The organism is Sphingomonas carotinifaciens (genome assembly GCF_009789535.1).
GTDB classification, from domain to species: domain Bacteria; phylum Pseudomonadota; class Alphaproteobacteria; order Sphingomonadales; family Sphingomonadaceae; genus Sphingomonas; species Sphingomonas carotinifaciens.
Genome location: NZ_WSUT01000005.1, coordinates 3061879 through 3081264 on the forward strand (window position 1 = coordinate 3061879; position 19386 = coordinate 3081264).

Below are 19386 nucleotides of genomic sequence, written 5' to 3' on the forward strand. Positions count from 1 at the left end.
AAATAGCGGCTTTCGGGCCGCTATTTTTTTGCCTGTCTTCCTAGCTGTTCCAGCGCCCAGCGCGCCGCCTCCGCCACCGTCTCCGACGCATCCGTCGTCAGTCGCTGCAACACCGGCACCAGCGCGTATTCGCCGCTGTTCCCTGCCGCGATCGCGGCATTGCGCACCATCCGCTCCCGCCCGATCCGCTTGATCGGCGACCCCGCGAACACCTGCCGAAAACCGGCATCGTCCAGGTCGAGCAGATCGGCCAACGCCGGCGCGGTCAGTTCCGCGCGCGGACGGAACGCCATGTTGGCGCTCGCCGCCACCGCGAACTTGTTCCACGGGCACGCCGCCAGGCAATCGTCGCAGCCATAGATGCGGTTGCCCATCGCTGCCCGGAATTCCTCCGGGATCGGCCCCTTATGCTCGATCGTCAGGTACGAGATGCACCGCCGGGCATCCAGCCGGTAGGGCTTGGGAAAGGCGGCGGTCGGGCATGCCTGCTGGCACGCGTCGCACGACCCGCACGTATCGCGCCCCGCCACGTCGGGCGTCAGCTCCAGCGTCGTGTAGATCGCCCCCAGGAACAGCCAGCTGCCATGCGCACGGCTCACCAGGTTGGTGTGCTTGCCCTGCCACCCCAGTCCCGCCGCCTCCGCCAGCGGCTTCTCCATCACCGGCGCGGTATCGACGAACACCTTCAGCTCGCACGCCGCCTCCGCCACCAGCCACCGCCCCAACGCCTTCAACTGCCGCTTCACCACGTCGTGATAGTCGGCCCCTTGCGCATAGACCGAGATCCGCCCGATATCGCCTGCATCCGCCAGCTTCATCGGATCGTCCTTCGGCGCATAGCTGACGCCCAGCGAGATCACCGTGCGCACCTCGGGCCACAGTCCGGCCGGGCTTTCGCGGTGATGGGCGCGCTCCTCCATCCAGATCATCGAGCCATGCGCCCCGTCCGCCAGCCATTCGCGCAGCCGTGCGGCACTGTGAGGCGCCGCATCGGCACGCGCGATGCCGATGCTCGCAAAGCCGAGTTCGGCCGCCTTGGCCTTGATCCGGGTTTCCAGCTTGTCTTGGGGCACCCCCGCCCGCTACCACGTCGTGAAGGCGGGAGGAACATGGGCATGGACGAACGATGGGCGGTACATGCCTCGGGACTGGTGAAACGCTTCGGCGACCGTCGGGTGGTGGACGGCGTGGATATCGCGGTGCCGACCGGCGCGGTCTACGGCGTGCTCGGCCCCAATGGCGCGGGCAAGACGACGACGCTGCGCATGCTGCTCGGCATCATCGAGCCGGATGAGGGCCACCGCGCCCTGCTGAACACCCGCCACCCGCGCGATGCCAGCGACGTCGTCGGCTATCTGCCCGAGGAACGCGGCCTCTACCCTGCGATGAAGGCGCGCGAGGCGATCGCCTTCATGGGGGCGCTGCGGGGCCTCGACTGGAAAACCGGCCGCGCCCGTGCCGTCGAGATGCTGGACGCCGCCGGTCTCGGCCACGCCGCCGATACCAAGATCCGCAAGCTCTCCAAGGGTATGGCGCAGCTTGTCCAGTTACTCGGCTCCGTCGTCCACCGCCCCTCGCTCCTCGTGCTGGACGAGCCCTTTTCCGGCCTCGATCCGGTCAATCAGGAAAAGCTGGAAGCGCTGATCCTGGCGGAGCGCGACCGCGGCGCCACCATCCTGTTCTCCACCCACGTCATGGCGCATGCCGAGCGGCTGTGCGACCGGCTGGCGATCATCGCGGGCGGCAAGCGCCGGTTTGAAGGCACGGTGGACGAGGCCCGCGCCACCCTTCCCTCACAGGTTCATTACCAGCCGCGCCGCCCCGATCCCGCCATCGCCGCGCTCCTGCCCGCCGATGCGCGGTCCGAAGGATCGGGCTGGCGCTTCCAGTTGCCCGATGGCGGGATCGAGCCCCTGCTCGTCCGCTTGATCGAGGCCGGGCACGGCATTTCCGGCCTGTCGATCGAACGTCCCCGCCTGCACGACGCATTCGTCCGCATCGTCGGCCGCGAAGCGCTGGAGAAGGCCGCATGAGCAACGCCCGCCGCCTGATCCGCCAGACGCTGACCATCGCGCGCCGCGATTTCGTCGCCACCGTCTTCACCCCCATCTTCCTGCTGTTCCTTTTCGCGCCGCTCATCATGGGCTCGTTCGGGGCGATCGGGGGTGCGGGTGCCGCCGCGGTCGCCGACGGCGCATCGGACAAGACACGCATCGTCGCCATCGTGCCCGACCGGTTGGCCCGCCCGATCGCGGAGGTCGACACGCGGTTGCGCGGCGTGTTCCGCCAGGAAGAGGCGCCCCCTGCGTTGATGACGCTGACGCCGTCCGCCGACCCTGCGGCACAGGCGCGTGCCGCCTTCGAATCGAAGGCGTATGACGCCTCCGCCGTCCTCTATGGCCCGCTCGACCGGCCGACGATCCTGTATGGTCTGCGCGGCGCACGCACCGCCGATTACCTCACCCTGCTGGCGCAAGGCACGCTCGCCTCGGAGGCGCTGGACGGCGGCCTGCCCCGCGTGCAGGCGACGAAAACCTCCGTGACCCGCACCACCGGATCGCAAGGGGGGCAGAACCGCTCCGCCTTCCTGGCGGTGTTCGGCATCTTCTTTCTCACCCTGTTCCTTTCCGGCCAGGTCGTCGGCACCATGGCGGAGGAGCGCAGCAACAAGGTGATCGAGATCCTCGCCGCCGCCGTACCGCTGGAAAGCGTGTTCCTGGGCAAGCTGGTCGGCATGTTCGGCGTCGCGTTGCTGTTCGTCGGCTTCTGGGGCACCGTCGTGGGCCAGGCCTTGTCCTACCTGCCGCCCGCCGCCGCCGCCGCATTCGGCGACCTGTCGCCCGCGGTCGGCGCCCCCACCTTCGCGCTGCTCTTCGCCGCCTATTTCGCGATGGCCTATCTGCTGCTCGGCTCGGTGTTCCTCGGCGTCGGCGCACAGGCCTCGACCATGCGCGAGATCCAGATGCTGTCGCTGCCGATCACGGTGTTGCAGGTCGGCATGTTCGCGCTGTCCTCGGCGGCGGCGGGGCGTCCCGGCTCCTGGCTCGCGACGGTGGCGGAGGTGTTTCCGCTGTCCTCCCCCTTTGCCATGGCGGGGCATGCCGCCAACAGCCCGGAGCTGTGGCCCCACGCACTGGCACTGGCGTGGCAGGCGCTATGGGTCGCGATCTTCGTGACGCTGGGGGCGCGCTTCTTCCGTCGCGGGGTGCTGCAATCGGGCAGCGCGCGGCCCTTCTGGAAACGGGCCCGCACGTAAAGGGCAACGGCCCTCCCCGCCTGTGCGGGAAGGGCCGAAAGCCTCAGAAGCGGATGCCGTAGCTCGCCACCACCTGGTGACGGTCGGTGTCCACGTCGAAGCGGGCGCTGGTCGCGCCGCTGGCATAGTCGATCTGGCCACGATTGTAGTTGGAGTAGCGATATTCCAGCTTGGCATAGGTGTTGCCGCTGATCGCACGCTCGGCACCCGCACCCAGGCGCCAGCCGTCCAGCTTGAAGCCGGTGTCGGTCTGCGTGTCGGTGTTGCCCGCCAGCACGTTCAGCTTCAGGTTGGTGTAGCCGCCCTTGACGTAGATCAGCGTTGCCGGATCGGCCATGATGCCCGCACGCGCACCGACATACAGGTCGCGGCCCGTCTTCACCCGGCCGAACCCGAACTGGTCGTCATAGGCGCGGCGATCGCTCTTGGCGGTCGAACCGGTGATCTCGCCCTCGACGCCGAGCAGCGCCCCGCCGGCCGCGAAGTCGTAACCGATGCCACCGCCGTACAGCAGGCCATCGATATTCTGGTCGCTACCGTCATTGTCGTTGTCGACGCTGCTTCCGGCACCGACATGGTCCCAACCCAGCGTTCCTTCGACGCGCGGGCCGGTGAAGATCGGGTTCACGCCCGACTGCGCCAGTGCGGGGGTGGCGACCGCCGAACCGGCGACAAGCAAAGCAACAGCAATTTTACGCATGGGATACCCTCATTGACCGTTCCCCCGATAAGCTGGGGAGGACGCTTCAAATGGCGAATGTCCGGCGTGGTTGCATGAACCTCAGCTAAACGAGGAAATCTGTTGCTGCGGCGCAACAGTCCGCTTGCGGCGTGGAGGGGGCGTGAACCACTCGGCCAGTGTCAACCCCGTCACGGCCATCGCCTGCAGGACCACCTGCCCCGCCGCCCGCGCATCGCTCAGCGCATCATGGTGACGATGCTCCAGCCCCAGGTGGCGCGCCAGCGTGCCCAGCTTGTGGTTGGGCAGGTCCGGCCACGCCCGCCGCGCGACGCCCACGCTGTCCAGCCAGCGCGCCGCGATCGGCGGCAGCATGTGCAACGTGCACGCCCGGCCCAGCGCCCCCTTGTCGAAACTGGAATGCGCCACCGTGATCCGGTTCCCCAGATGCCCCGCCACGATTTCATGGAGCATGGCAAAGGTCGGCTGGCCGGTCACATGATGCGCAGCGATGCCATGGATGCGCGTGTTGAACGGGCTGAAGTCATCCAGCGGATCGACCAGCGATTCATAGGCGAACGTCTCGACCCCGTCGCGATAGCCGACGATGCCGATCTGGCAGATGCTGCTGGTACGCTGACACGCGGTCTCGACGTCGATCACGACGAAGTCGGGTTCGGACATGCCGCCTTATACGCCGCCCCCAGCCGCCGCGCTAGTCACCCTCGACCCACACCCGTTCGTCTCGAGTAACCGTCGAGTAGCGGCGCAGCCGCGTACCGAGACGGTGTATCGAGAGACAGGTTGATCCCCGCGACCGTCTGCACCACCGCCCCCCCCGTTCGTGCTGAGCCCTTCGACTGGCTGGCAAGCCACCCGCTCAGGATAAACTTCAGCGCCGAGCGCTGAAGTCGAAGCACAAGCCCCACCACGTAACAAATGATCCCCAACAGCCTCGACAGCGACCGTTTCGATCCGCTAGGCGGTCACTTCAACCAGCAAGGATGGAAGATGGCGGACGCGCTACGGGTGGCATTGGCAGGTCTCGGCACGGTAGGGGGCGGTGTCATCCGCCTGCTGGACACCAATCGCGACCTGATTACCCGGCGCGCCGGTCGCCCGATCGAGGTCGTCGCGGTCTCCGCGCGCGACCGGACCAAGGATCGCGGCGTCGATCTGTCGCGCTTCGACTGGGTGGACGACACCGCGGCCCTCGCGACGCATGAAAAGGCCGATGTCGTGGTCGAACTGATCGGCGGATCGGACGGCCCGGCGCTCACGCTGGCGCGCAACACCCTTGCCGCCGGCCGCGGATTCGTCACCGCGAACAAGGCGATGCTCGCCCATCACGGGCTGGAACTGGCGCAAAAGGCAGAGGGCGCCGGCGTGCCCCTGAAGTTCGAGGCGGCGGTCGCGGGCGGCATTCCCGTCATCAAGGGCCTGCGCGAAGGGGCGGCGGCCAACGTCATCAGCAACGTCTACGGCATCCTCAACGGCACCTGCAATTTCATCCTGTCCAAGATGGAAGCCGAAGGCCGCGACTTTGCCGAGGTGCTCGCCGAGGCGCAGGCGCTGGGCTATGCGGAGGCGGATCCCAGCTTCGACATCGACGGCGTCGATGCCGCGCACAAGCTGTCGATCCTCGCCGCGATCGCCTTCGGTACGCAGCCGGCGTTTGACGATGTCGCGATCAGCGGCATCCGCCACGTCCTCGCCGCCGACATCGCGGAGGCCGCCGCCCTCGGCTACCGCGTCCGCCTCGTCGGCGTCGGCGAGGCGGGGCCGCATGGCCTGTTCCAGCGCGTTCACCCGCATCTCATCCCCCTCGATCATCCGCTGGCGCACGTCACCGGTTCGACCAATGCGGTGGTGGCACAGGGCAATTTCGTCGGCCGCCTGCTCTTCCAGGGTGCCGGTGCCGGTGACGGCCCCACCGCCAGCGCGGTGGTCGCCGACCTGATCGACATCGCCCGCGGCGAATTCGGCCCCGCCTTCGCGATGCCCGCGGCGTCGCTGGTGCAAGAAAAGCCCGCCGATGCCGGGGAGCGTCGTGGCCGCGCCTATCTGCGCTTCACCGTGGAGGATAAGGTCGGCGTGCTGGCCGAGATCGCCGCGGCGATGCGCGATGCCGGTGTCTCGATCGAAAGCCTGATCCAGCGCGGCGCGACCGCGGGCGGCGGCGTCCTCGTCGCGATCGTCACGCATGAGGGCCCCGAACGCGCCGTCGCGCAGGCGCTGGAACGCCTGCGTGGCAGCTCCAGCGTCATCGGCCAGCCGCTGCTGATGCACATCCTCGGCTGACGAAGCGGCCTCTGAAACCCGGCTGCCGTTCGGACTGAGCGAAGTCGAAGTCCATGCCCAGCCCTTCCCTCACGGGCTTGGCGGCATCCGAACGGCAGATCCGGCCTACCGCCCGCCGTCACGCCGAACGAGGGCCGCCACGCAACTCGCCCGGTCGATCGCGCTGCCATCGGGCTCGCGCGCATCCAGATAGGTGACGCGCGGCGGCTCCGATCCCTTGGGGTACAGATACGCATCCAGCACGCAGAACGTGCCCTGGAACTGCAGCTTGCGTGCATTGCCTTCGCGCACATCGGCATCGGGCTGGCCGAACAGCTTGACTAGTCCGGCCATGTCCTGCCCCACCACCCGCTCCAGTCCGACGCTGGTATAGGGCACCGCCACCGGCCCCACCGTCGGCGGCGCCACGGTCGCCGGGGTCGCGCACCCGGCCAGCATCGCGCCCAGCACTGCCGGCACCGTCCATGCGGGCCGCCCGTTCCTTATCGTCGTCATGTCCGGTTCCGGTGAAAGAGATGGGTCGCCATCGCCGCTCCGAGGACCGGCGCGAGGATCGCCAGCACCGGAACCACGAACAGCGCCGTACCCGCAAGCCCCAGCAGGAAACGCTCCGCCCGGGTCGTCTTGCGCCAGGCACGCAACCCCGCATCGTCCAGATGACGCACCGCCACCATGTCGCCCAGGTCGCGCCCGAGCAGCCAGCCATTGACCAGGAAGAACACCGCCGCCGTCCCCACGCCCGTCGCCAGCAGCACCAGATAGACCGGCAGCGCGATCAGGTTGACCAGGATCACGCGGGCCCCCGACCGCAGGCCCATGGCGGCCCCCTTGGCGAACGACACCGGTCGGGCGGTCTTCAAGGCCGCCGGATAATGCCGCGCCTCCACCGCCTCCACCACCGTATCGGCGAACAGCCCCACGACCGCGATCGCCACCGCCCGGAACAGCAGCCACAGCGCCAGCCCGGTGACGACCACCGCCACCACCGCCGCCAGTCCGTCCGTCTCCCATGCGATCCAGTGGGCCAGCATCGCCTGCACCCCCCACCACACACCGACGCCCAACACCCCGAACAGCGCCAGCGTCAACGCCATCGACAGCGCCAGCACCCGCAGGATCGGCGGATCGCCCAACTGGGCCAGTGAGCGGAGGAAGGCGCGGAACACGGGGGACGGGATGGCGGTCCCGGTGCCGCCCTGTCAACCGCCCCGCCGGATCGGTCGTTGCACGCATCGACGCGCCTCGGTACGGCAACGCCTTTCTGCCTGTTTCCCGGAGCCTGTTTGTGACTCAACCTTCCTACGACGTCGTCGCGATCGGCAACGCGCTGGTCGACATTCTTGCCAACACCGACGACGCCTTTCTCGCACAGGAAGGGATGACGAAGGGCGCGATGCAGCTCGTCTTCTCCACCGACGACGCCGATGCGCTGTACGGCAAGATGGGACCCGGCCGCGAAATTTCCGGCGGCTCGGCCGCCAACACGCTGGCCGGCATCGCGGCTCTTGGCGGAAAATGCGCCTTTATCGGGCAGGTTGCCGATGATCAGCTGGGCGAGGTCTTCGCCCACGACATACGCTCCGTCGGCGTCCGCTTCGACACCCCCGCACGCCCCGCCGGCCCCTCCACCGGCCGCTGCCTCATCCTCGTCACCCCCGACGGCCAGCGCACCATGAACACCTTCCTCGGCGCCTCCCACTACCTCCCCGCCAACGCCCTCGACCGCGCCCTCATCGCCGACGCCGCCTACCTCTACATCGAAGGCTATCTCTGGGACCCCGAAGAACCCCGCGCCGCGATGCGCGCCGCGATCCAGGTCGCGCGCGAAGCCGGTCGCAAGATCGCCTTTACCGCTTCGGCCGAGTTCGTGATCGAGCGTCACCGCGCCGATTTCCACAGCCTGTTCGACGGCGGGATGATCGACGTCCTGTTCGCAAACGAAGCGGAAATCATGGCGTTGACCGAGACCGGGGATGTCGAGGCGGCGATCGCGGCGGTGCAGGACAAGGTGGAGACGGTGGTGGTTACCCTGGCGGAGCGGGGAGCGTGCGCGGTACGGGGCGGGGAACGGTACGCGGTACCGGCGCAGCCGGTGGAGCAGGTGGTCGACACCACGGGTGCGGGCGACCTGTTCGCGGCGGGCTTCCTGCACGCACAGGCGCAAGGACGCGACCTGACCGCCTCGCTGACGCTGGGCGCGGCCTGCGCGGCGGAGATCATCAGCCATTATGGCGCCCGCCCGCAGGTCGACCTGAAGGCGCTCGCCGCCACCCTGTGATGCGATATTGCGCGCAGGCTGGGGCGATCCCATCTTGCGCGCATGGCATTCGATCCCGACCGTCGCTCCATCCTGTCGCTGGGCGTCGCCAGCCTTGCGCTGTGGGGATGCGGTCGCGAGGCACGCGCGGCGGAACGCTTCCCGGTCATGCACAGCGATGCCGAATGGCGCCGCCTGCTGCCCGCCCCCGCTTACGACGTGCTGCGCCGGGAAGGCACGGAGCGCCCGTTCACCAGCCCGCTCAACGACGAACACCGGGCCGGCACCTTTGCCTGTCGCGGCTGCGCCCAGCCACTATTCGCATCGCGCACCAAGTTCGAGAGCGGCACCGGCTGGCCGAGCTTCTGGGCACCAATCCGCGGCGCGGTCGGCACCCACACCGACCGATCGATGATGATGGCGCGTACCGAAGTGCATTGCAGCCGCTGCGGCAGCCATCTCGGCCATGTCTTCGACGATGGTCCAAAGCCAACCGGCAAGCGATATTGCATGAACGGCGTGGCGATGACGTTCCGACCCGCCTAGGCGCCCAGCCGCGTCTCCAGCGTCCACCAGCCACGCGCCGTCGCGGCATTCGCCGCGTCATGGCACGCCGCGGTATCGTCGAACAACGCAAAGCAGGTCGCCCCCGACCCCGACATGCGCGACAGCAGCGTGCCGGGCGCACCGGCCAGCAGCGCCAGCACCGCGTCGATCGCCGGGGCAAGCGCACGAGCCGGCGCCTCCAGGTCATTGCGGCCCGCAACCGCGCGCGCCAGCAGATCCCCCTCGACGATCCTCCCCCGGTCCACGCCGTCCCAGCGCGCAAAAACCGCGGCGGTCGACACCGCGACGCCGGGGTTGACCAGCAGCAGCGAACGCCCCGGCATGCCGGCGATCACCTCCAGCGCATCCCCCTTGCCCCGCCCGAGCGTGGTACGGCCGAGCAGACATGCGGGCACGTCCGCCCCCAGCCCGGCGGCGATGCCGAACAGATCGGCATGGTCGGGCGCGATGCCGTGAAGCCGCGCCAGCGCTCGCAGGGTCGCGGCGGCATCCGCCGATCCCCCGCCGATGCCGGACGCGATGGGCAGCACCTTGTGCAGCATGATCGCGTGATGCGCCGCGATGCCGAAGTGCGCGCAAAAGGCGGCGGCGGCACGGGTGACGAGATTGTCACCCCCAGCCTCCAATTCCGCCGCGAACGGACCGGTGATCGTGAACGCCGACACCTCGGCAACCGCCACCTCGATCCGGTCGCCATCCTCGGCAAAGGCGAACAGCGTTTCCAGCTCGTGATAGCCGTCGGCCCGGCGGTGACGGACGTGCAGCGCCAGGTTGATCTTGGCGGGCGCGGTTTCGATGATCGGCGACATGACCGGCTGTGTGCGGGCAGGCGCCGTCGCTGGCAAGATGCCGTCCGCCAAGTCGGCAACCCTATCGCCGGGCCGCCGCCGCCATTTCCCGATTGCGTCGGTCGGACGCCGCCAGCGTGTCGGTCATCAGACGGACGAGCGCGTCGCCATCGTCCAGCACGTTGAGCCCCTGCCGCGTCGAGCCGCCCGGACTCGCCACCCGATCCGCCAGCGTCGCGGGCGATACGTCGGCGCCCGCTGCCATCGCGCTCGCGCCGGCAACGGTGGCGATCGCCAGCCTCCGCGCCTGATCGGCATCAAGACCGAGCGCGATACCCGCCTGCGCCATGGCGTCGATATAGCGGAACACAAAACCCGGCCCACACCCGGCAAGCGCGGTGACCGAATCGAACCGGCCCTCTTCCTCGACCCATTCGACATGGCCGAGCGGGGTGGCGAACGCCTCCGCCGCGGCGCGCACATCGGCGTCGGCGGACGGCGTGTGGAGCGCCGTCACCCCCTGCCCGATCGCGACCGGCAGGTTCGGCATCATCCGGACAATGGCATCGGCGGCGAAGCGATCGGCAAGCGCCGCCACCTCGACCCCGGCCAGGATCGACAGCAACAACCGCGGATGCAGGCCTGCCAGCGATGGTGCGACGTCGTCAAGCTGCTGCGGCTTGAACCCCAGCATCAGCGTGGCCGGCGTCTCGTCCACCGGCAGGGCGGTGAGGGAGCGGACACCCTCCGGCGCGCCGCGGCCACTGCGGGTGATGACGGTGACGCTGGCCGGGTCCAGCCCAGCGGCAAGCCAGCCGCGCAGCATCGCGCCACCCATATTGCCGCAACCGATCAGCCAGAGCGGCCCTTCAGGAAACGTCACTCAGGCTTCGCCCTGCGTCTCGATCAGCGCGGCGGCCAGTGCCTCCTTGGCGCTCTTGCCGCCCCACAGCACGAACTGGAACACCGGATAGAAACGCTCGCATTCCTCGATCGCCGATTCGACCAGCAATTCGGCCGCGGCGAGCGAGATCGTGCCGTCGTCGCCACCATCGATCATCGCGGCGTGGCGGTAGAGCAGGATGCCGCTGGACGACCAGAGTTCGAAATGGCCGACCCATAATTGCTCGTTGACGAGGGCCAGTGCCTCATACACGCCCGCGCGGCGGTCATCGGTCACCTTGATGTCGGGAAACGCCAGGAATTGCAGGACGCTGTCGTCCTCGCGCCACAGGGCACGAAGCTCATAGGTGGTCCAGCTACCCTTGACGGTAGCGATCACCTCGTCCTCATGGCGTTCATGGTCCCAGCCATGCGCGGCGTAATACGCCTCCAGCATGTCGATGGGGGCGGCATCTTCGGTATCGTGGTCGGCGTGTTCGAGCATGTAGGTCATCCTGCGAACGGATCGTGACGCGGGCAGCGTGCCCGCGTCGACGCCGTATCGCAAGCCCGGCATCGGCCTGTGAAGCCCACCCGCCGGGAAAGCTGTGGATAGATCAGAGGATGATCTCCGGCGCGGCCGCCTCGGCCGTGGTTTCCGGCTTGCTCGCGACATCCTTTTGCGTGCCGGCGATCGTATCCTGCCCGGCCTCCAGCGCATCGAGACGTGCGCGCAGCGCTTCCGCCTCGTCGCGGGCGGCCACCGCCATCGCCTTCACCGCCTCGAACTCCTCGCGCGAGACGAAATCCAGGCCGCCGATCCACTCGCGCGCCCGCGTGCGCGCGCTCGATTCGGCTTCGCGGCCCATGCCGGCCACGGTGCCGGCAAAGCCATTCACGATCTTGGCGAAGTCGTCGAAAATCCGGTTGTCGGACTGCATTGCAAATTCCCCGCTAAATTTCACAGCATTTGGGAGGTGCGGGCGCCCGGCACAAGAGTGTCGGCACCGGGGTTCAGTCGCCCGATGCTCCAGGTCAGCACGCCGGCAAAGCTGATCCACACCAGATAGGGCAGCATCAGCCATGCCGCGACGCGGCGGATGCGCGCAAAGGCGAAGGTGGTGGCGATCGACGCCAGCAGCATCGCCACGATGATGGCAAAGGCCAGCGTGACCCGGTGCGCCCCGAAGAAGGTCGGCGTCCAGGCCAGGTTCAAGGCCAGTTGCACGGCGAACAGGCCGACCGCGACACCACGCCCCCGGGCGCCGCGCGCGTTCAGCACGACCGCCAGCGCCAGACCGAGCAGGATGTACAGCGTGGTCCAGGCCACCGGAAACACCCATCCCGGCGGGGTCAGTTCCGGCTTGGTCAGCGCGACATACCACCCGTTCTCGCTGCCCGACGGTACCGATCGCCCCGATGCGAAGCCCAGCAGCAACACGCCGGGTACGGTAACGATCGCCCAGCGCAGGAAGGACATCCGCAGCTGACCCTTGGAAGCAATTGCGCCCACTCGTGCCTCATTCGCTATGACCTGTGCCGGTGTGGCGGGTCACGCCATATCGGTAAAGTGCCAATGGCAAAGTTTCGTTGCAGTCGGCAGGCCCATCACCACGTAAGTGGTTCAATTCCGGGACGCAGCGACCAAAAATTCGATATTGCCCTCTGGCCCCGTGATCGGACTGGGCGTCACGCCGGCAACGCTCCACCCCGCGCCCCCCAGCCATTCGACCACCGCGTCACAGACCCGCGCATGGACCGCGGGGTCGCGCACGACGCCGCCCTTGCCCACTTCCTCGCGCCCCGCCTCGAATTGCGGCTTGATCAGCGCCAGCAGCCGGGCGCCGGGTGCGGCAAAGGTCATCGGCCGCTCCAGCACCTTGGACAGGCCGATAAAACTGGCGTCGCAGACGATCAGGTCGACGGGCTCGGGGATATGCTGTTCGGTCAGGATGCGGGCGCTGGTCTGTTCATGGACGATGACGCGCTCGTCCTGGCGCAGCTTCCAGGCGAGCTGGTTCGTGCCGCTGTCCACCGCATAGACGCGGGCCGCGCCACGGGTCAGCAGCACATCGGTAAAGCCCCCGGTGGACGATCCGACATCGATCGCCACCGCGTTGGCGACATCCCAGCCGAAATGATCAAGGCCATGCGCCAGCTTGATCCCGCCGCGCGATACCCAGGGATGATCGCGGCCACGCACGTCCAGCGTCACGTCCTCCGCCAGCGCCTGTCCGGGCTTGGCGATCTTCACCTCGCCGGCAAACACCAGCCCGGCCATGACCAGCGCCTGCGCACGTGCGCGCGACTCGGCCAGGCCGCGATCGACGAGCAACTGATCCACCCTCTTCTTCGCCATGGCGCGTCTGTCGCACCCCCGGCAATCCGTCGCAACCCGCCATCCACCGGTCGCAGCATCCATTGCCTAGTAGATCAGTAGGAATATGTAGGCTGTATCGACTTTCGGGGGCTTTCCCTCACGAAAGCGCAGGAGATGCACGATGGGTTCGTTCGCACCGTTCGACGCCGCGCAGCCGACCATCCTGACCGTGCCGGGCCTTGGCGGCTCGGGTCGCTCGCACTGGCAGAGTTTGTGGGAAGAGGCGCGGCCCGACACCGTCCGCGTCGAACTGGGCATGTGGAACACACCGCACCGTAATGCCTGGGTGACCAAGCTGGACGAAGCGATCCGGCGGGCGCAAGCCCCCGTCATTTTGGCCGCGCATTCGCTGGGATGCCTGGCGGTGGCGTGGTGGGCGGAATTGTCGCCGCAGCCCTATGGCTGGCCGGTGGCGGGCGCGCTGCTGGTGGCGCCGGCCGATGTCGATCGCTCGGATGCGCCCGACGCGTTGAAGGGGTTCGCGCCCAGCCCGCTGACGCCCCTGCCCTTCCCCTCGATCCTGGTCGCCAGCCGCGACGATCCCTGGATCGGGATCGAACGTGCGCACAGCCTTGCGGTCAACTGGGGCAGCCATTTCGTCGATGCCGGCGAACAGGGGCATATCAATGCGGCCAGCGGTCTTGGCTGGTGGACCGAGGGTCAGGCGCTGCTCGACCGGGTGATCCAGGCGAGCAGCGACGGCCACGGCCATGCCCGCCACCCCAGCGACGCGCGGTCGATCCTGGCGGTCAACGCGACTGCCGCCGCGCAGAACCATTATCTGGGCCGGTGAGGATCAGTCGCGGGGCGACTGGCTCTCCGCCTCGCGACCTTTGCGCACCGCGGCGTTCATCCGCCGCCACAACCGCACGTTCACGCCGATCAGCACGACCAGCATCAGCGCGGTCAGGATGATGACGGCGCGCCATCCGGTCATGCGCGCGCGCCCGCGGTCACCCCCGCGCTGTTGTGGCGCAGCGCGGTCAGCACGGTTTCCACAATGTGGTCCGCATCCAGCCCCGCCTCGGCATATTGCACCTGCGGCGAATCCTGATCCTGGAAGATGTCGGGCAGGCGCATCGTGCGGATCTTCAGGCCGGCATCGGTCAGCCCTTCGTCCGACGCCAGGGTCAGCACATGCGCACCCAGGCCGCCGATCGCGCCCTCCTCGATCGTCACCGCCACTTCATGCGTGGTCAGCAGACGGCGGATCAGCGCCTCGTCCAGCGGCTTGGCGAAACGCAGGTCGGCGACGGAGGTGGACAGGCCCTTGGCCTCGAGCTGGTCGGCCGCCTTCAGCGCCTCGCCCAGACGCGTACCCAGCGACAGGATCGCGACCTTCTTGCCCTCACGCACCATGCGACCCTTGCCGATCTCCAGCAGTTCGGGCGTCTCGGGCAGTGCCACGCCGGTGCCGTTGCCACGCGGATAGCGCACCGCGATCGGCCCTCCATCATGCTGCACGCAGGTGTGGACCATGTGGACCAGCTCGGCTTCGTCCGCCGCGGCCATCACCACCATGTTGGGCAGCGTCGCCAGATAGGTGACGTCGAACGAGCCGGCATGCGTCGCCCCGTCCGCCCCGACCAGCCCGGCGCGGTCGATCGCGAAACGCACCGGCAGGTTCTGGATCGCGACGTCGTGGACGACCTGGTCATACGCCCGCTGCAGGAAGGTGGAGTAGATCGCGCAGAACGGCCGCATCCCCTGCGCCGCCAGACCCGCGGCAAAGGTGACGGCATGCTGCTCGGCGATACCGACATCGAAGAAGCGGTCCGGATAATTGGTCGCGAACGCGTCCAGTCCGGTGCCCGACGGCATGGCCGCGGTAATCGCGCAGATCGTCGGATCGTGCGCCGCTTCACGGGCAAGCGCGGCGCCGAAGACGTTCTGATAGGCCGGCGGCCCCGGCGGCGCCTTGGCCTGGGCGCCGGTGATCACGTCGAACTTCTGCACGCCGTGATACTTGTCCGCCGCCGCCTCGGCCGGGGCATAGCCCTTGCCCTTCTTGGTCACGACATGGACCAGGATCGGGCCTTCCTCGGCATCGCGGACGTTTTCGAGGACGGGGATCAGGTGGTCGAGATTGTGGCCGTCGATCGGGCCGACATAATAAAAGCCCAGTTCCTCGAACAGCGTGCCGCCCATGGTCATGCCGCGCGCGAACTCGTCGGTCTTGCGCGCCGCATTCTGGAAGGGGCGCGGCAGCTTCTTGGCGAAGCGCTTGAGCGTTTCGCGCACGCCGAGGAATTCGCGGCTGGAGACGATGCGCGACAGATAGGCCGAAAGCCCGCCCACGGGCGGTGCGATCGACATGTCGTTGTCGTTCAGGATCACGACCAGCCGGTTGCCCGCCTGCTCGGCATTGTTCATCGCCTCATAGGCCATACCCGCCGACATCGCGCCGTCGCCGATCACCGCGATGCCCTTGCCGGGCGTCCCCGCCAGCTTGTTGGCGACGGCGAAGCCGAGCGCGGCCGAGATCGAGGTGGAGCTGTGCGCCGCCCCGAACGGGTCATATTCGCTCTCCGACCGCTTGGTGAAGCCGGACAGGCCCCCGCCCTGGCGCAGCGTGCGGATGCGTTCGCGCCGCCCGGTCAGGATCTTGTGCGGATAGCATTGGTGCCCGACGTCCCAGACCAGCCGGTCGTGCGGCGTGTTGAACACGTAATGGATCGCAACGGTCAGCTCGACCACGCCCAGGCCGGAGCCGAGATGGCCGCCGGTCGTGCCCACCGCGGAGATCGTTTCGTCGCGCAACTCGTCCGCCAACTGGCGCAACTGTTCCGGCGCCAGCGTGCGCAGGTCGTCGGGGGTCTTCACCGTGTCGAGCAACGGGGTAGCGGGAAGGTCAGCCATCGGAGCGGCTTATCGCAGCAAAGCGGTGGTGTCGATTGCAACCGAACGTGCCGATCACCGGACATGTCGGCGGCAATGCCCCGCACGGGGTCAGGCGCGCGCCTTGCTCCCGCATGCCGCGCACCGACCGCGCACCTCGATCACCGGTCGCTCGGCGGCGAACCCGGCGGCCGCGGCCGCACTGCGCACGCCGCGGGTGATATGGTCGTCGTCCAGATGGGTCGTCTGTCCGCACGAATCGCAAACCAGGAAGATGCAGTCATGCAGGCAGTCTGGGTGCGCATTGGCGACATAGGCATTCGCGCTCTCCACCCGGCTCGCCAGGTTGGACGCCACGAACAGGTCGAGGATGCGATACACGCTGTTGGCCGCGACGCGGCGCCCCTCCGACTTGGACACCGATTCGGCGATGTCGTACGCGCTTGCCGGTTTGGAAAAGCCCGCCAGCGCCGCGAACACGCTTGCGCGCATCGTCGTCCATTGCTCGCCGGCTCGCTCCAGCGTCGCCTGCGCGGCCCGCGACAGGTCTTCGCCAAGGGGTTCGTGATGATCATGCGCGTGCGCCATGGGCCCTACCTAGGTGCGCCGCCCCCGACCGGCAAGCGTCAGGCCTCGGCGCGGCGGTTCAGATCATGTCCGAAAGCGAGCAGGCCGACCCCGATGATCGTCCACATCGCCTCCCCGCCTGATCCGTCGTGCGGCAGGTTCATCGCCCCGGCCATGATGCCAAGACCAAAGGCCCCCATCGCGGCGGGCATCAGGTAACCGTGCGTCATCGCGCCCCGCCCCAGCGCCAGCGCGCCCAGGATGATCGCCAGCACCAGCCCCACCTCATGCACCGCCGGGTGGAGAAACATGCCCCCCGCCGCCGACATCAGCGCGAGCAGGACGGAGGTGGCAAGGCAATGGACGACGCACAGCCCCGACAGGCCGATCGCAATACGATCGAGCGAGGCGAACCAACGGGGGCGGGACTGCACCGTCATCATCTTGCAACGGCATCTAGGAGAGTAGAAACGAGGTTACAACATCACATCGCCGAAAAATCCGGCCGATGCCGCGTAAGTTCCGCGACCGTGCACGGCGGTGCCGACGGCGATGGCCCTTCCCCGCCGCCGCCCACGCGCCTATGTTCGGGCATCATGCTCCAGCCCAGTGCCGCCTTCATGTCGACCGCCCGTCCCCGTTCCATCGCCTATTGGCTGTTCGGCGTCGCCGCGCTGATCGTCGCGATGGTCGTCGTCGGCGGGATCACCCGCCTGACCAATAGCGGCCTGTCGATCACCGAATGGAAGCCGATCACCGGCATCGTGCCGCCGTTGAACGAGGCGCAGTGGCAGGCGGAGTTCGCCAATTACAAGCGCATCCCCGAATATACGACCTTCAACCAGCACATGACGCTGGCCGGGTTCAAGGCGATCTTCTTCTGGGAATATCTTCACCGGGTATTGGGCCGGGTGATCGGCATGGCCTTTGCCCTGCCGCTGCTCTGGTTCTGGGTGCGGGGGCGCATTCCCGCCGGCTACAAGCCGCGCCTTGTCGCGCTGCTCGCGCTCGGCGGATTGCAGGGTGCGATCGGCTGGTGGATGGTCGCCTCCGGCCTCGTCGAGCGCACCGATGTCAGCCATATCCGGCTGACCGTCCATCTCGTCACCGCGCTCGTCATCCTCGCGGGGATCATATGGACCGCCATGGATCTCATGGCGCTGCGCCGCTCGCCGCTTGCCGCGCCCGCCCGCCTCACACGCGGCTCCGGGATCGTGCTGGCGCTGCTCTTTGTTCAGATCGTCTACGGCGCGCTTACCGCCGGGCTCGACGCGGGCTATGCCTTTGCCAGTTGGCCGCTGATGGGGGACGCCTGGTTCCCGCAAGGCGTGCCGATGGCCTCCCCGGCACTCGCCAATGCCGTCGACAATCCCGTGGTCGTGCAGTTCATCCACCGCTGGTTCGCCTTTGTCGCGGCCGCCGGACTCGCCTGGATCGCCGTACGCACGGCGCGCGGCGGGGCGCTGCGCACCGGCGCGGTCGTGCTGGCACTGGTCGGGGTGCAGATCGCCCTCGGCATCGCCACGCTGTTGAGCGGTGTGCAAATCGACGTGGCGGTCGCGCACCAGTTGAACGCGGCCCTGTTGCTGATCGCCACGGTGGCCGCCGCGCACCGGCTGGGAACGCCCCCGGCGCCCCTCTCGGTATCCAGATACCCGTCAGGAAACCCGCGGAAAGCTTGACTTAAACCGCCTCTTCGATCATTGGACCTGCCGTTCGCGCCGCTTCCTGTCCGGGGGCGGCGTGCTGCATTTCAAACCGAAAGGTCCAACGCCCATGAAGGCGCTCATGAAGACCACCAAGTCGGCCAAGCCGCACGAGGTGGAGAAGAAGTGGCACATCGTCGACGCCACCGACCTGGTGGTCGGCCGCGCGGCCACGATCATCGCCAACGTCCTGCGCGGCAAGCACAAGACGTCGTTCACCCCGCACGTCGATTGCGGTGACAATGTCATCGTCATCAACGCCGACAAGATCCGCTTCACCGGCAACAAGGCCGCCAAGAAGATCTATTACAAGCACACCGGCTATGCCGGCGGCATCAAGGGCGTGACCGCTGCCAAGGTTCTGGAAGGCCGCTTCCCGGAGCGCGTTCTGGAAAAGGCCGTGGAGCGCATGATCCCGCGCGGCCCGCTGGGTCGCGAGCAGATGCGCAACCTGCGCATCTTCAAGGGCGCCGAGCATCCGCATGAGGCGCAGAACCCCGAGGTCCTCGACATCGCGGGCATGAACCGCAAGAACAAGGTGGGCGCATAATGTCCGATAACCGTCAGTCCCTCGCCGATCTCGGCGCTGCGCTGAACCAGCAGCGCGATGCGGCCGTCGATGCCGACACGGGCGCCGCCACCAGCGCCGACGCCTATCTCGCCGGCGAGACCAACGAGCCCGCCGTGCAGCGCGCCCCACTGCGCGAGCAGGAGCTGGACAAGTTCGGCCGCGCCTATGCCACCGGCCGTCGTAAGGACGCCGTTGCACGCGTCTGGCTGAAGCCGGGTTCGGGCAAGATCACGATCAACGGTCGCGATCAGGAAGTCTATTTCGCGCGCCCGTCGCTGCGCCTCGTCATCAACCAGGTGTTCGGCGTCGCCGAGCGCGAGGGCCAGTATGACGTGATCTGCACCGTCAAGGGCGGTGGCCTTTCGGGCCAGGCCGGCGCGGTCAAGCACGGCATCAGCCAGGCGCTGACCAAGTACGAGCCGGTCCTGCGCGCCCCCGTCAAGGCCGCCGGCTTCCTGACCCGCGACAGCCGCGCCGTCGAGCGTAAGAAGTATGGCCGTGCCAAGGCACGTCGCAGCTTCCAGTTCTCGAAGCGCTAAGTCGCAGGTTCAGATCTGCGTTACAGGAAAGGGCGGTCCGGCAACGGGCCGCCCT

General features: G+C 68.0%; 24 protein-coding genes. 9 read left to right on the top strand and 15 right to left on the bottom strand.

The annotated features are described in order from the left end of the window. Window positions 1-20: 20 nt before the first annotated feature. Complete coding sequence (gene queG, locus GQR91_RS16235; protein ID WP_149680790.1) at window positions 21-1073, bottom strand: tRNA epoxyqueuosine(34) reductase QueG; 1053 nt, start codon at window positions 1071-1073, stop codon at window positions 21-23. A gap of 42 nt (window positions 1074-1115) precedes the next feature. Here queG and GQR91_RS16240 point away from each other — a divergent pair, with 42 nt between their 5' ends. Together GQR91_RS16240 and GQR91_RS16245 are read left to right on the top strand one after the other, a co-directional pair. Then, a complete protein-coding gene (locus tag GQR91_RS16240) occupies window positions 1116-2033 on the top strand; it encodes an ABC transporter ATP-binding protein (protein WP_112380976.1) in 918 nt (305 codons plus the stop codon). Continuing rightward, a complete protein-coding gene (locus tag GQR91_RS16245) occupies window positions 2030-3256 on the top strand; it encodes an ABC transporter permease (RefSeq protein ID WP_149680791.1) in 1227 nt (408 codons plus the stop codon). Before GQR91_RS16240 ends, GQR91_RS16245 begins: the two co-directional genes overlap by 4 nt. Before the next feature lie 43 nt (window positions 3257-3299). Here the strand turns inward: GQR91_RS16245 and GQR91_RS16250 are convergent, their stop codons facing one another. Together GQR91_RS16250 and GQR91_RS16255 are read right to left on the bottom strand one after the other, a co-directional pair. Beyond that, window positions 3300-3956 (bottom strand): outer membrane protein, encoded by a 657-nt coding sequence (locus GQR91_RS16250; RefSeq protein ID WP_149680792.1) that lies wholly within the window; start codon window positions 3954-3956, stop codon window positions 3300-3302. A gap of 81 nt (window positions 3957-4037) precedes the next feature. After that, a complete protein-coding gene (locus GQR91_RS16255; protein WP_235903825.1) occupies window positions 4038-4619 on the bottom strand; it encodes a 3'-5' exonuclease in 582 nt (193 codons plus the stop codon). A gap of 327 nt (window positions 4620-4946) precedes the next feature. Here GQR91_RS16255 and GQR91_RS16260 point away from each other — a divergent pair, with 327 nt between their 5' ends. Next, entirely contained in the window at window positions 4947-6236 is a 1290-nt protein-coding gene (locus GQR91_RS16260; protein WP_149681433.1) for a homoserine dehydrogenase, read from the top strand. 105 nt (window positions 6237-6341) lie between these two features. On the opposite strand, the gene GQR91_RS16265 is transcribed toward GQR91_RS16260, so the two are convergent. Further along, window positions 6342-6731: a hypothetical protein gene (locus tag GQR91_RS16265; protein WP_162853737.1), complete on the bottom strand. Its 390-nt coding sequence runs from the start codon at window positions 6729-6731 to the stop codon at window positions 6342-6344. Then, window positions 6728-7402, bottom strand: a complete 675-nt coding sequence (locus GQR91_RS16270) for an EI24 domain-containing protein (RefSeq protein WP_149680793.1) — start codon at window positions 7400-7402, stop codon at window positions 6728-6730. The genes GQR91_RS16265 and GQR91_RS16270 overlap by 4 nt, the downstream gene beginning before the upstream one ends. A 119-nt stretch (window positions 7403-7521) precedes the next feature. Between GQR91_RS16270 and GQR91_RS16275 the strand changes: the two genes are divergently transcribed. Then, window positions 7522-8514 (top strand): adenosine kinase, encoded by a 993-nt coding sequence (locus tag GQR91_RS16275; RefSeq protein WP_149680794.1) that lies wholly within the window; start codon window positions 7522-7524, stop codon window positions 8512-8514. A gap of 42 nt (window positions 8515-8556) precedes the next feature. Next, a complete protein-coding gene (gene msrB, locus GQR91_RS16280; RefSeq protein WP_149680795.1) occupies window positions 8557-9039 on the top strand; it encodes a peptide-methionine (R)-S-oxide reductase MsrB in 483 nt (160 codons plus the stop codon). On the opposite strand, the gene GQR91_RS16285 is transcribed toward msrB, so the two are convergent. The 6 genes from GQR91_RS16285 to GQR91_RS16310 all read right to left on the bottom strand — a co-directional run bounded on the left by GQR91_RS16285 (window position 9036) and on the right by GQR91_RS16310 (window position 13089). Further along, complete coding sequence (locus GQR91_RS16285) at window positions 9036-9869, bottom strand: 4-(cytidine 5'-diphospho)-2-C-methyl-D-erythritol kinase (RefSeq protein ID WP_149680796.1); 834 nt, start codon at window positions 9867-9869, stop codon at window positions 9036-9038. The genes msrB and GQR91_RS16285 overlap by 4 nt on opposite strands. Window positions 9870-9930: 61 nt before the next feature. Then, window positions 9931-10731 (bottom strand): pyrroline-5-carboxylate reductase family protein, encoded by an 801-nt coding sequence (locus GQR91_RS16290; protein WP_268878310.1) that lies wholly within the window; start codon window positions 10729-10731, stop codon window positions 9931-9933. Further along, entirely contained in the window at window positions 10732-11235 is a 504-nt protein-coding gene (locus tag GQR91_RS16295) for a type III secretion system chaperone family protein (RefSeq protein WP_112381712.1), read from the bottom strand. A 112-nt stretch (window positions 11236-11347) separates the two neighbouring features. Beyond that, window positions 11348-11671, bottom strand: a complete 324-nt coding sequence (locus GQR91_RS16300; protein WP_149680797.1) for an accessory factor UbiK family protein — start codon at window positions 11669-11671, stop codon at window positions 11348-11350. 20 nt (window positions 11672-11691) lie between these two features. Continuing rightward, on the bottom strand, window positions 11692-12210 hold the full coding sequence (locus GQR91_RS16305) for a TspO/MBR family protein (RefSeq protein ID WP_112380985.1): 519 nt from the start codon (window positions 12208-12210) through the stop codon (window positions 11692-11694). Between the two features lie 144 nt (window positions 12211-12354). Further along, window positions 12355-13089 (bottom strand): TlyA family RNA methyltransferase, encoded by a 735-nt coding sequence (locus GQR91_RS16310; protein ID WP_112380986.1) that lies wholly within the window; start codon window positions 13087-13089, stop codon window positions 12355-12357. A gap of 142 nt (window positions 13090-13231) precedes the next feature. Between GQR91_RS16310 and GQR91_RS16315 the strand changes: the two genes are divergently transcribed. Then, a complete protein-coding gene (locus GQR91_RS16315; protein ID WP_112380987.1) occupies window positions 13232-13903 on the top strand; it encodes an RBBP9/YdeN family alpha/beta hydrolase in 672 nt (223 codons plus the stop codon). Window positions 13904-13906: 3 nt separating this feature from the next. On the opposite strand, the gene GQR91_RS16320 is transcribed toward GQR91_RS16315, so the two are convergent. The 4 genes from GQR91_RS16320 to GQR91_RS16335 all read right to left on the bottom strand — a co-directional run bounded on the left by GQR91_RS16320 (window position 13907) and on the right by GQR91_RS16335 (window position 16958). Continuing rightward, on the bottom strand, window positions 13907-14047 hold the full coding sequence (locus tag GQR91_RS16320; RefSeq protein WP_160146713.1) for a hypothetical protein: 141 nt from the start codon (window positions 14045-14047) through the stop codon (window positions 13907-13909). Beyond that, entirely contained in the window at window positions 14044-15969 is a 1926-nt protein-coding gene (gene dxs / locus GQR91_RS16325) for a 1-deoxy-D-xylulose-5-phosphate synthase (RefSeq protein ID WP_149680798.1), read from the bottom strand. Before dxs ends, GQR91_RS16320 begins: the two co-directional genes overlap by 4 nt. Window positions 15970-16059: 90 nt before the next feature. Next, window positions 16060-16536 carry a Fur family transcriptional regulator gene (locus tag GQR91_RS16330; RefSeq protein WP_149680799.1) on the bottom strand — a complete coding sequence of 159 codons (477 nt, stop codon included), beginning with the start codon at window positions 16534-16536 and terminating at the stop codon, window positions 16060-16062. A gap of 38 nt (window positions 16537-16574) precedes the next feature. Then, window positions 16575-16958 carry a MerC domain-containing protein gene (locus tag GQR91_RS16335; RefSeq protein WP_112380990.1) on the bottom strand — a complete coding sequence of 128 codons (384 nt, stop codon included), beginning with the start codon at window positions 16956-16958 and terminating at the stop codon, window positions 16575-16577. Window positions 16959-17111: 153 nt separating this feature from the next. On the opposite strand from GQR91_RS16335, the gene GQR91_RS16340 reads away from it, so the two are divergent. The 3 genes from GQR91_RS16340 (at window position 17112) to rpsI (ending at window position 19331) form a co-directional block, all read left to right on the top strand. After that, window positions 17112-18197, top strand: coding sequence for a COX15/CtaA family protein (locus tag GQR91_RS16340; protein ID WP_174236569.1), 1086 nt, complete (start codon window positions 17112-17114; stop codon window positions 18195-18197). 94 nt (window positions 18198-18291) lie between these two features. After that, window positions 18292-18771, top strand: coding sequence for a 50S ribosomal protein L13 (rplM, locus tag GQR91_RS16345; protein ID WP_112380991.1), 480 nt, complete (start codon window positions 18292-18294; stop codon window positions 18769-18771). Further along, complete coding sequence (gene rpsI, locus GQR91_RS16350; RefSeq protein ID WP_149680800.1) at window positions 18771-19331, top strand: 30S ribosomal protein S9; 561 nt, start codon at window positions 18771-18773, stop codon at window positions 19329-19331. Before rplM ends, rpsI begins: the two co-directional genes overlap by 1 nt. Window positions 19332-19386 lie beyond the last annotated feature (55 nt).

Excerpts from the sequence above, each read along its gene's own strand:
- GQR91_RS16240 (WP_112380976.1), top strand. The coding sequence starts at position 1,116 with ATGGACGAACGATGGGCGGTACATGCCTCGGGACTGGTGAAACGCTTC.
- GQR91_RS16245 (WP_149680791.1), top strand. The coding sequence starts at position 2,030 with ATGAGCAACGCCCGCCGCCTGATCCGCCAGACGCTGACCATCGCGCGC.
- GQR91_RS16250 (WP_149680792.1), bottom strand. The coding sequence starts at position 3,956 with ATGCGTAAAATTGCTGTTGCTTTGCTTGTCGCCGGTTCGGCGGTCGCC.
- GQR91_RS16255 (WP_235903825.1), bottom strand. The coding sequence starts at position 4,619 with ATGTCCGAACCCGACTTCGTCGTGATCGACGTCGAGACCGCGTGTCAG.
- GQR91_RS16260 (WP_149681433.1), top strand. The coding sequence starts at position 4,947 with ATGGCGGACGCGCTACGGGTGGCATTGGCAGGTCTCGGCACGGTAGGG.
- GQR91_RS16265 (WP_162853737.1), bottom strand. The coding sequence starts at position 6,731 with ATGACGACGATAAGGAACGGGCGGCCCGCATGGACGGTGCCGGCAGTG.
- msrB (WP_149680795.1), top strand. The coding sequence starts at position 8,557 with ATGGCATTCGATCCCGACCGTCGCTCCATCCTGTCGCTGGGCGTCGCC.
- GQR91_RS16285 (WP_149680796.1), bottom strand. The coding sequence starts at position 9,869 with ATGTCGCCGATCATCGAAACCGCGCCCGCCAAGATCAACCTGGCGCTG.
- GQR91_RS16295 (WP_112381712.1), bottom strand. The coding sequence starts at position 11,235 with ATGCTCGAACACGCCGACCACGATACCGAAGATGCCGCCCCCATCGAC.
- GQR91_RS16300 (WP_149680797.1), bottom strand. The coding sequence starts at position 11,671 with ATGCAGTCCGACAACCGGATTTTCGACGACTTCGCCAAGATCGTGAAT.
- GQR91_RS16305 (WP_112380985.1), bottom strand. The coding sequence starts at position 12,210 with ATGTCCTTCCTGCGCTGGGCGATCGTTACCGTACCCGGCGTGTTGCTG.
- GQR91_RS16310 (WP_112380986.1), bottom strand. The coding sequence starts at position 13,089 with ATGGCGAAGAAGAGGGTGGATCAGTTGCTCGTCGATCGCGGCCTGGCC.
- GQR91_RS16315 (WP_112380987.1), top strand. The coding sequence starts at position 13,232 with ATGGGTTCGTTCGCACCGTTCGACGCCGCGCAGCCGACCATCCTGACC.
- GQR91_RS16320 (WP_160146713.1), bottom strand. The coding sequence starts at position 14,047 with ATGACCGGATGGCGCGCCGTCATCATCCTGACCGCGCTGATGCTGGTC.
- dxs (WP_149680798.1), bottom strand. The coding sequence starts at position 15,969 with ATGGCTGACCTTCCCGCTACCCCGTTGCTCGACACGGTGAAGACCCCC.
- GQR91_RS16330 (WP_149680799.1), bottom strand. The coding sequence starts at position 16,536 with ATGGCGCACGCGCATGATCATCACGAACCCCTTGGCGAAGACCTGTCG.
- GQR91_RS16335 (WP_112380990.1), bottom strand. The coding sequence starts at position 16,958 with ATGATGACGGTGCAGTCCCGCCCCCGTTGGTTCGCCTCGCTCGATCGT.
- GQR91_RS16340 (WP_174236569.1), top strand. The coding sequence starts at position 17,112 with ATGCTCCAGCCCAGTGCCGCCTTCATGTCGACCGCCCGTCCCCGTTCC.
- rplM (WP_112380991.1), top strand. The coding sequence starts at position 18,292 with ATGAAGGCGCTCATGAAGACCACCAAGTCGGCCAAGCCGCACGAGGTG.
- rpsI (WP_149680800.1), top strand. The coding sequence starts at position 18,771 with ATGTCCGATAACCGTCAGTCCCTCGCCGATCTCGGCGCTGCGCTGAAC.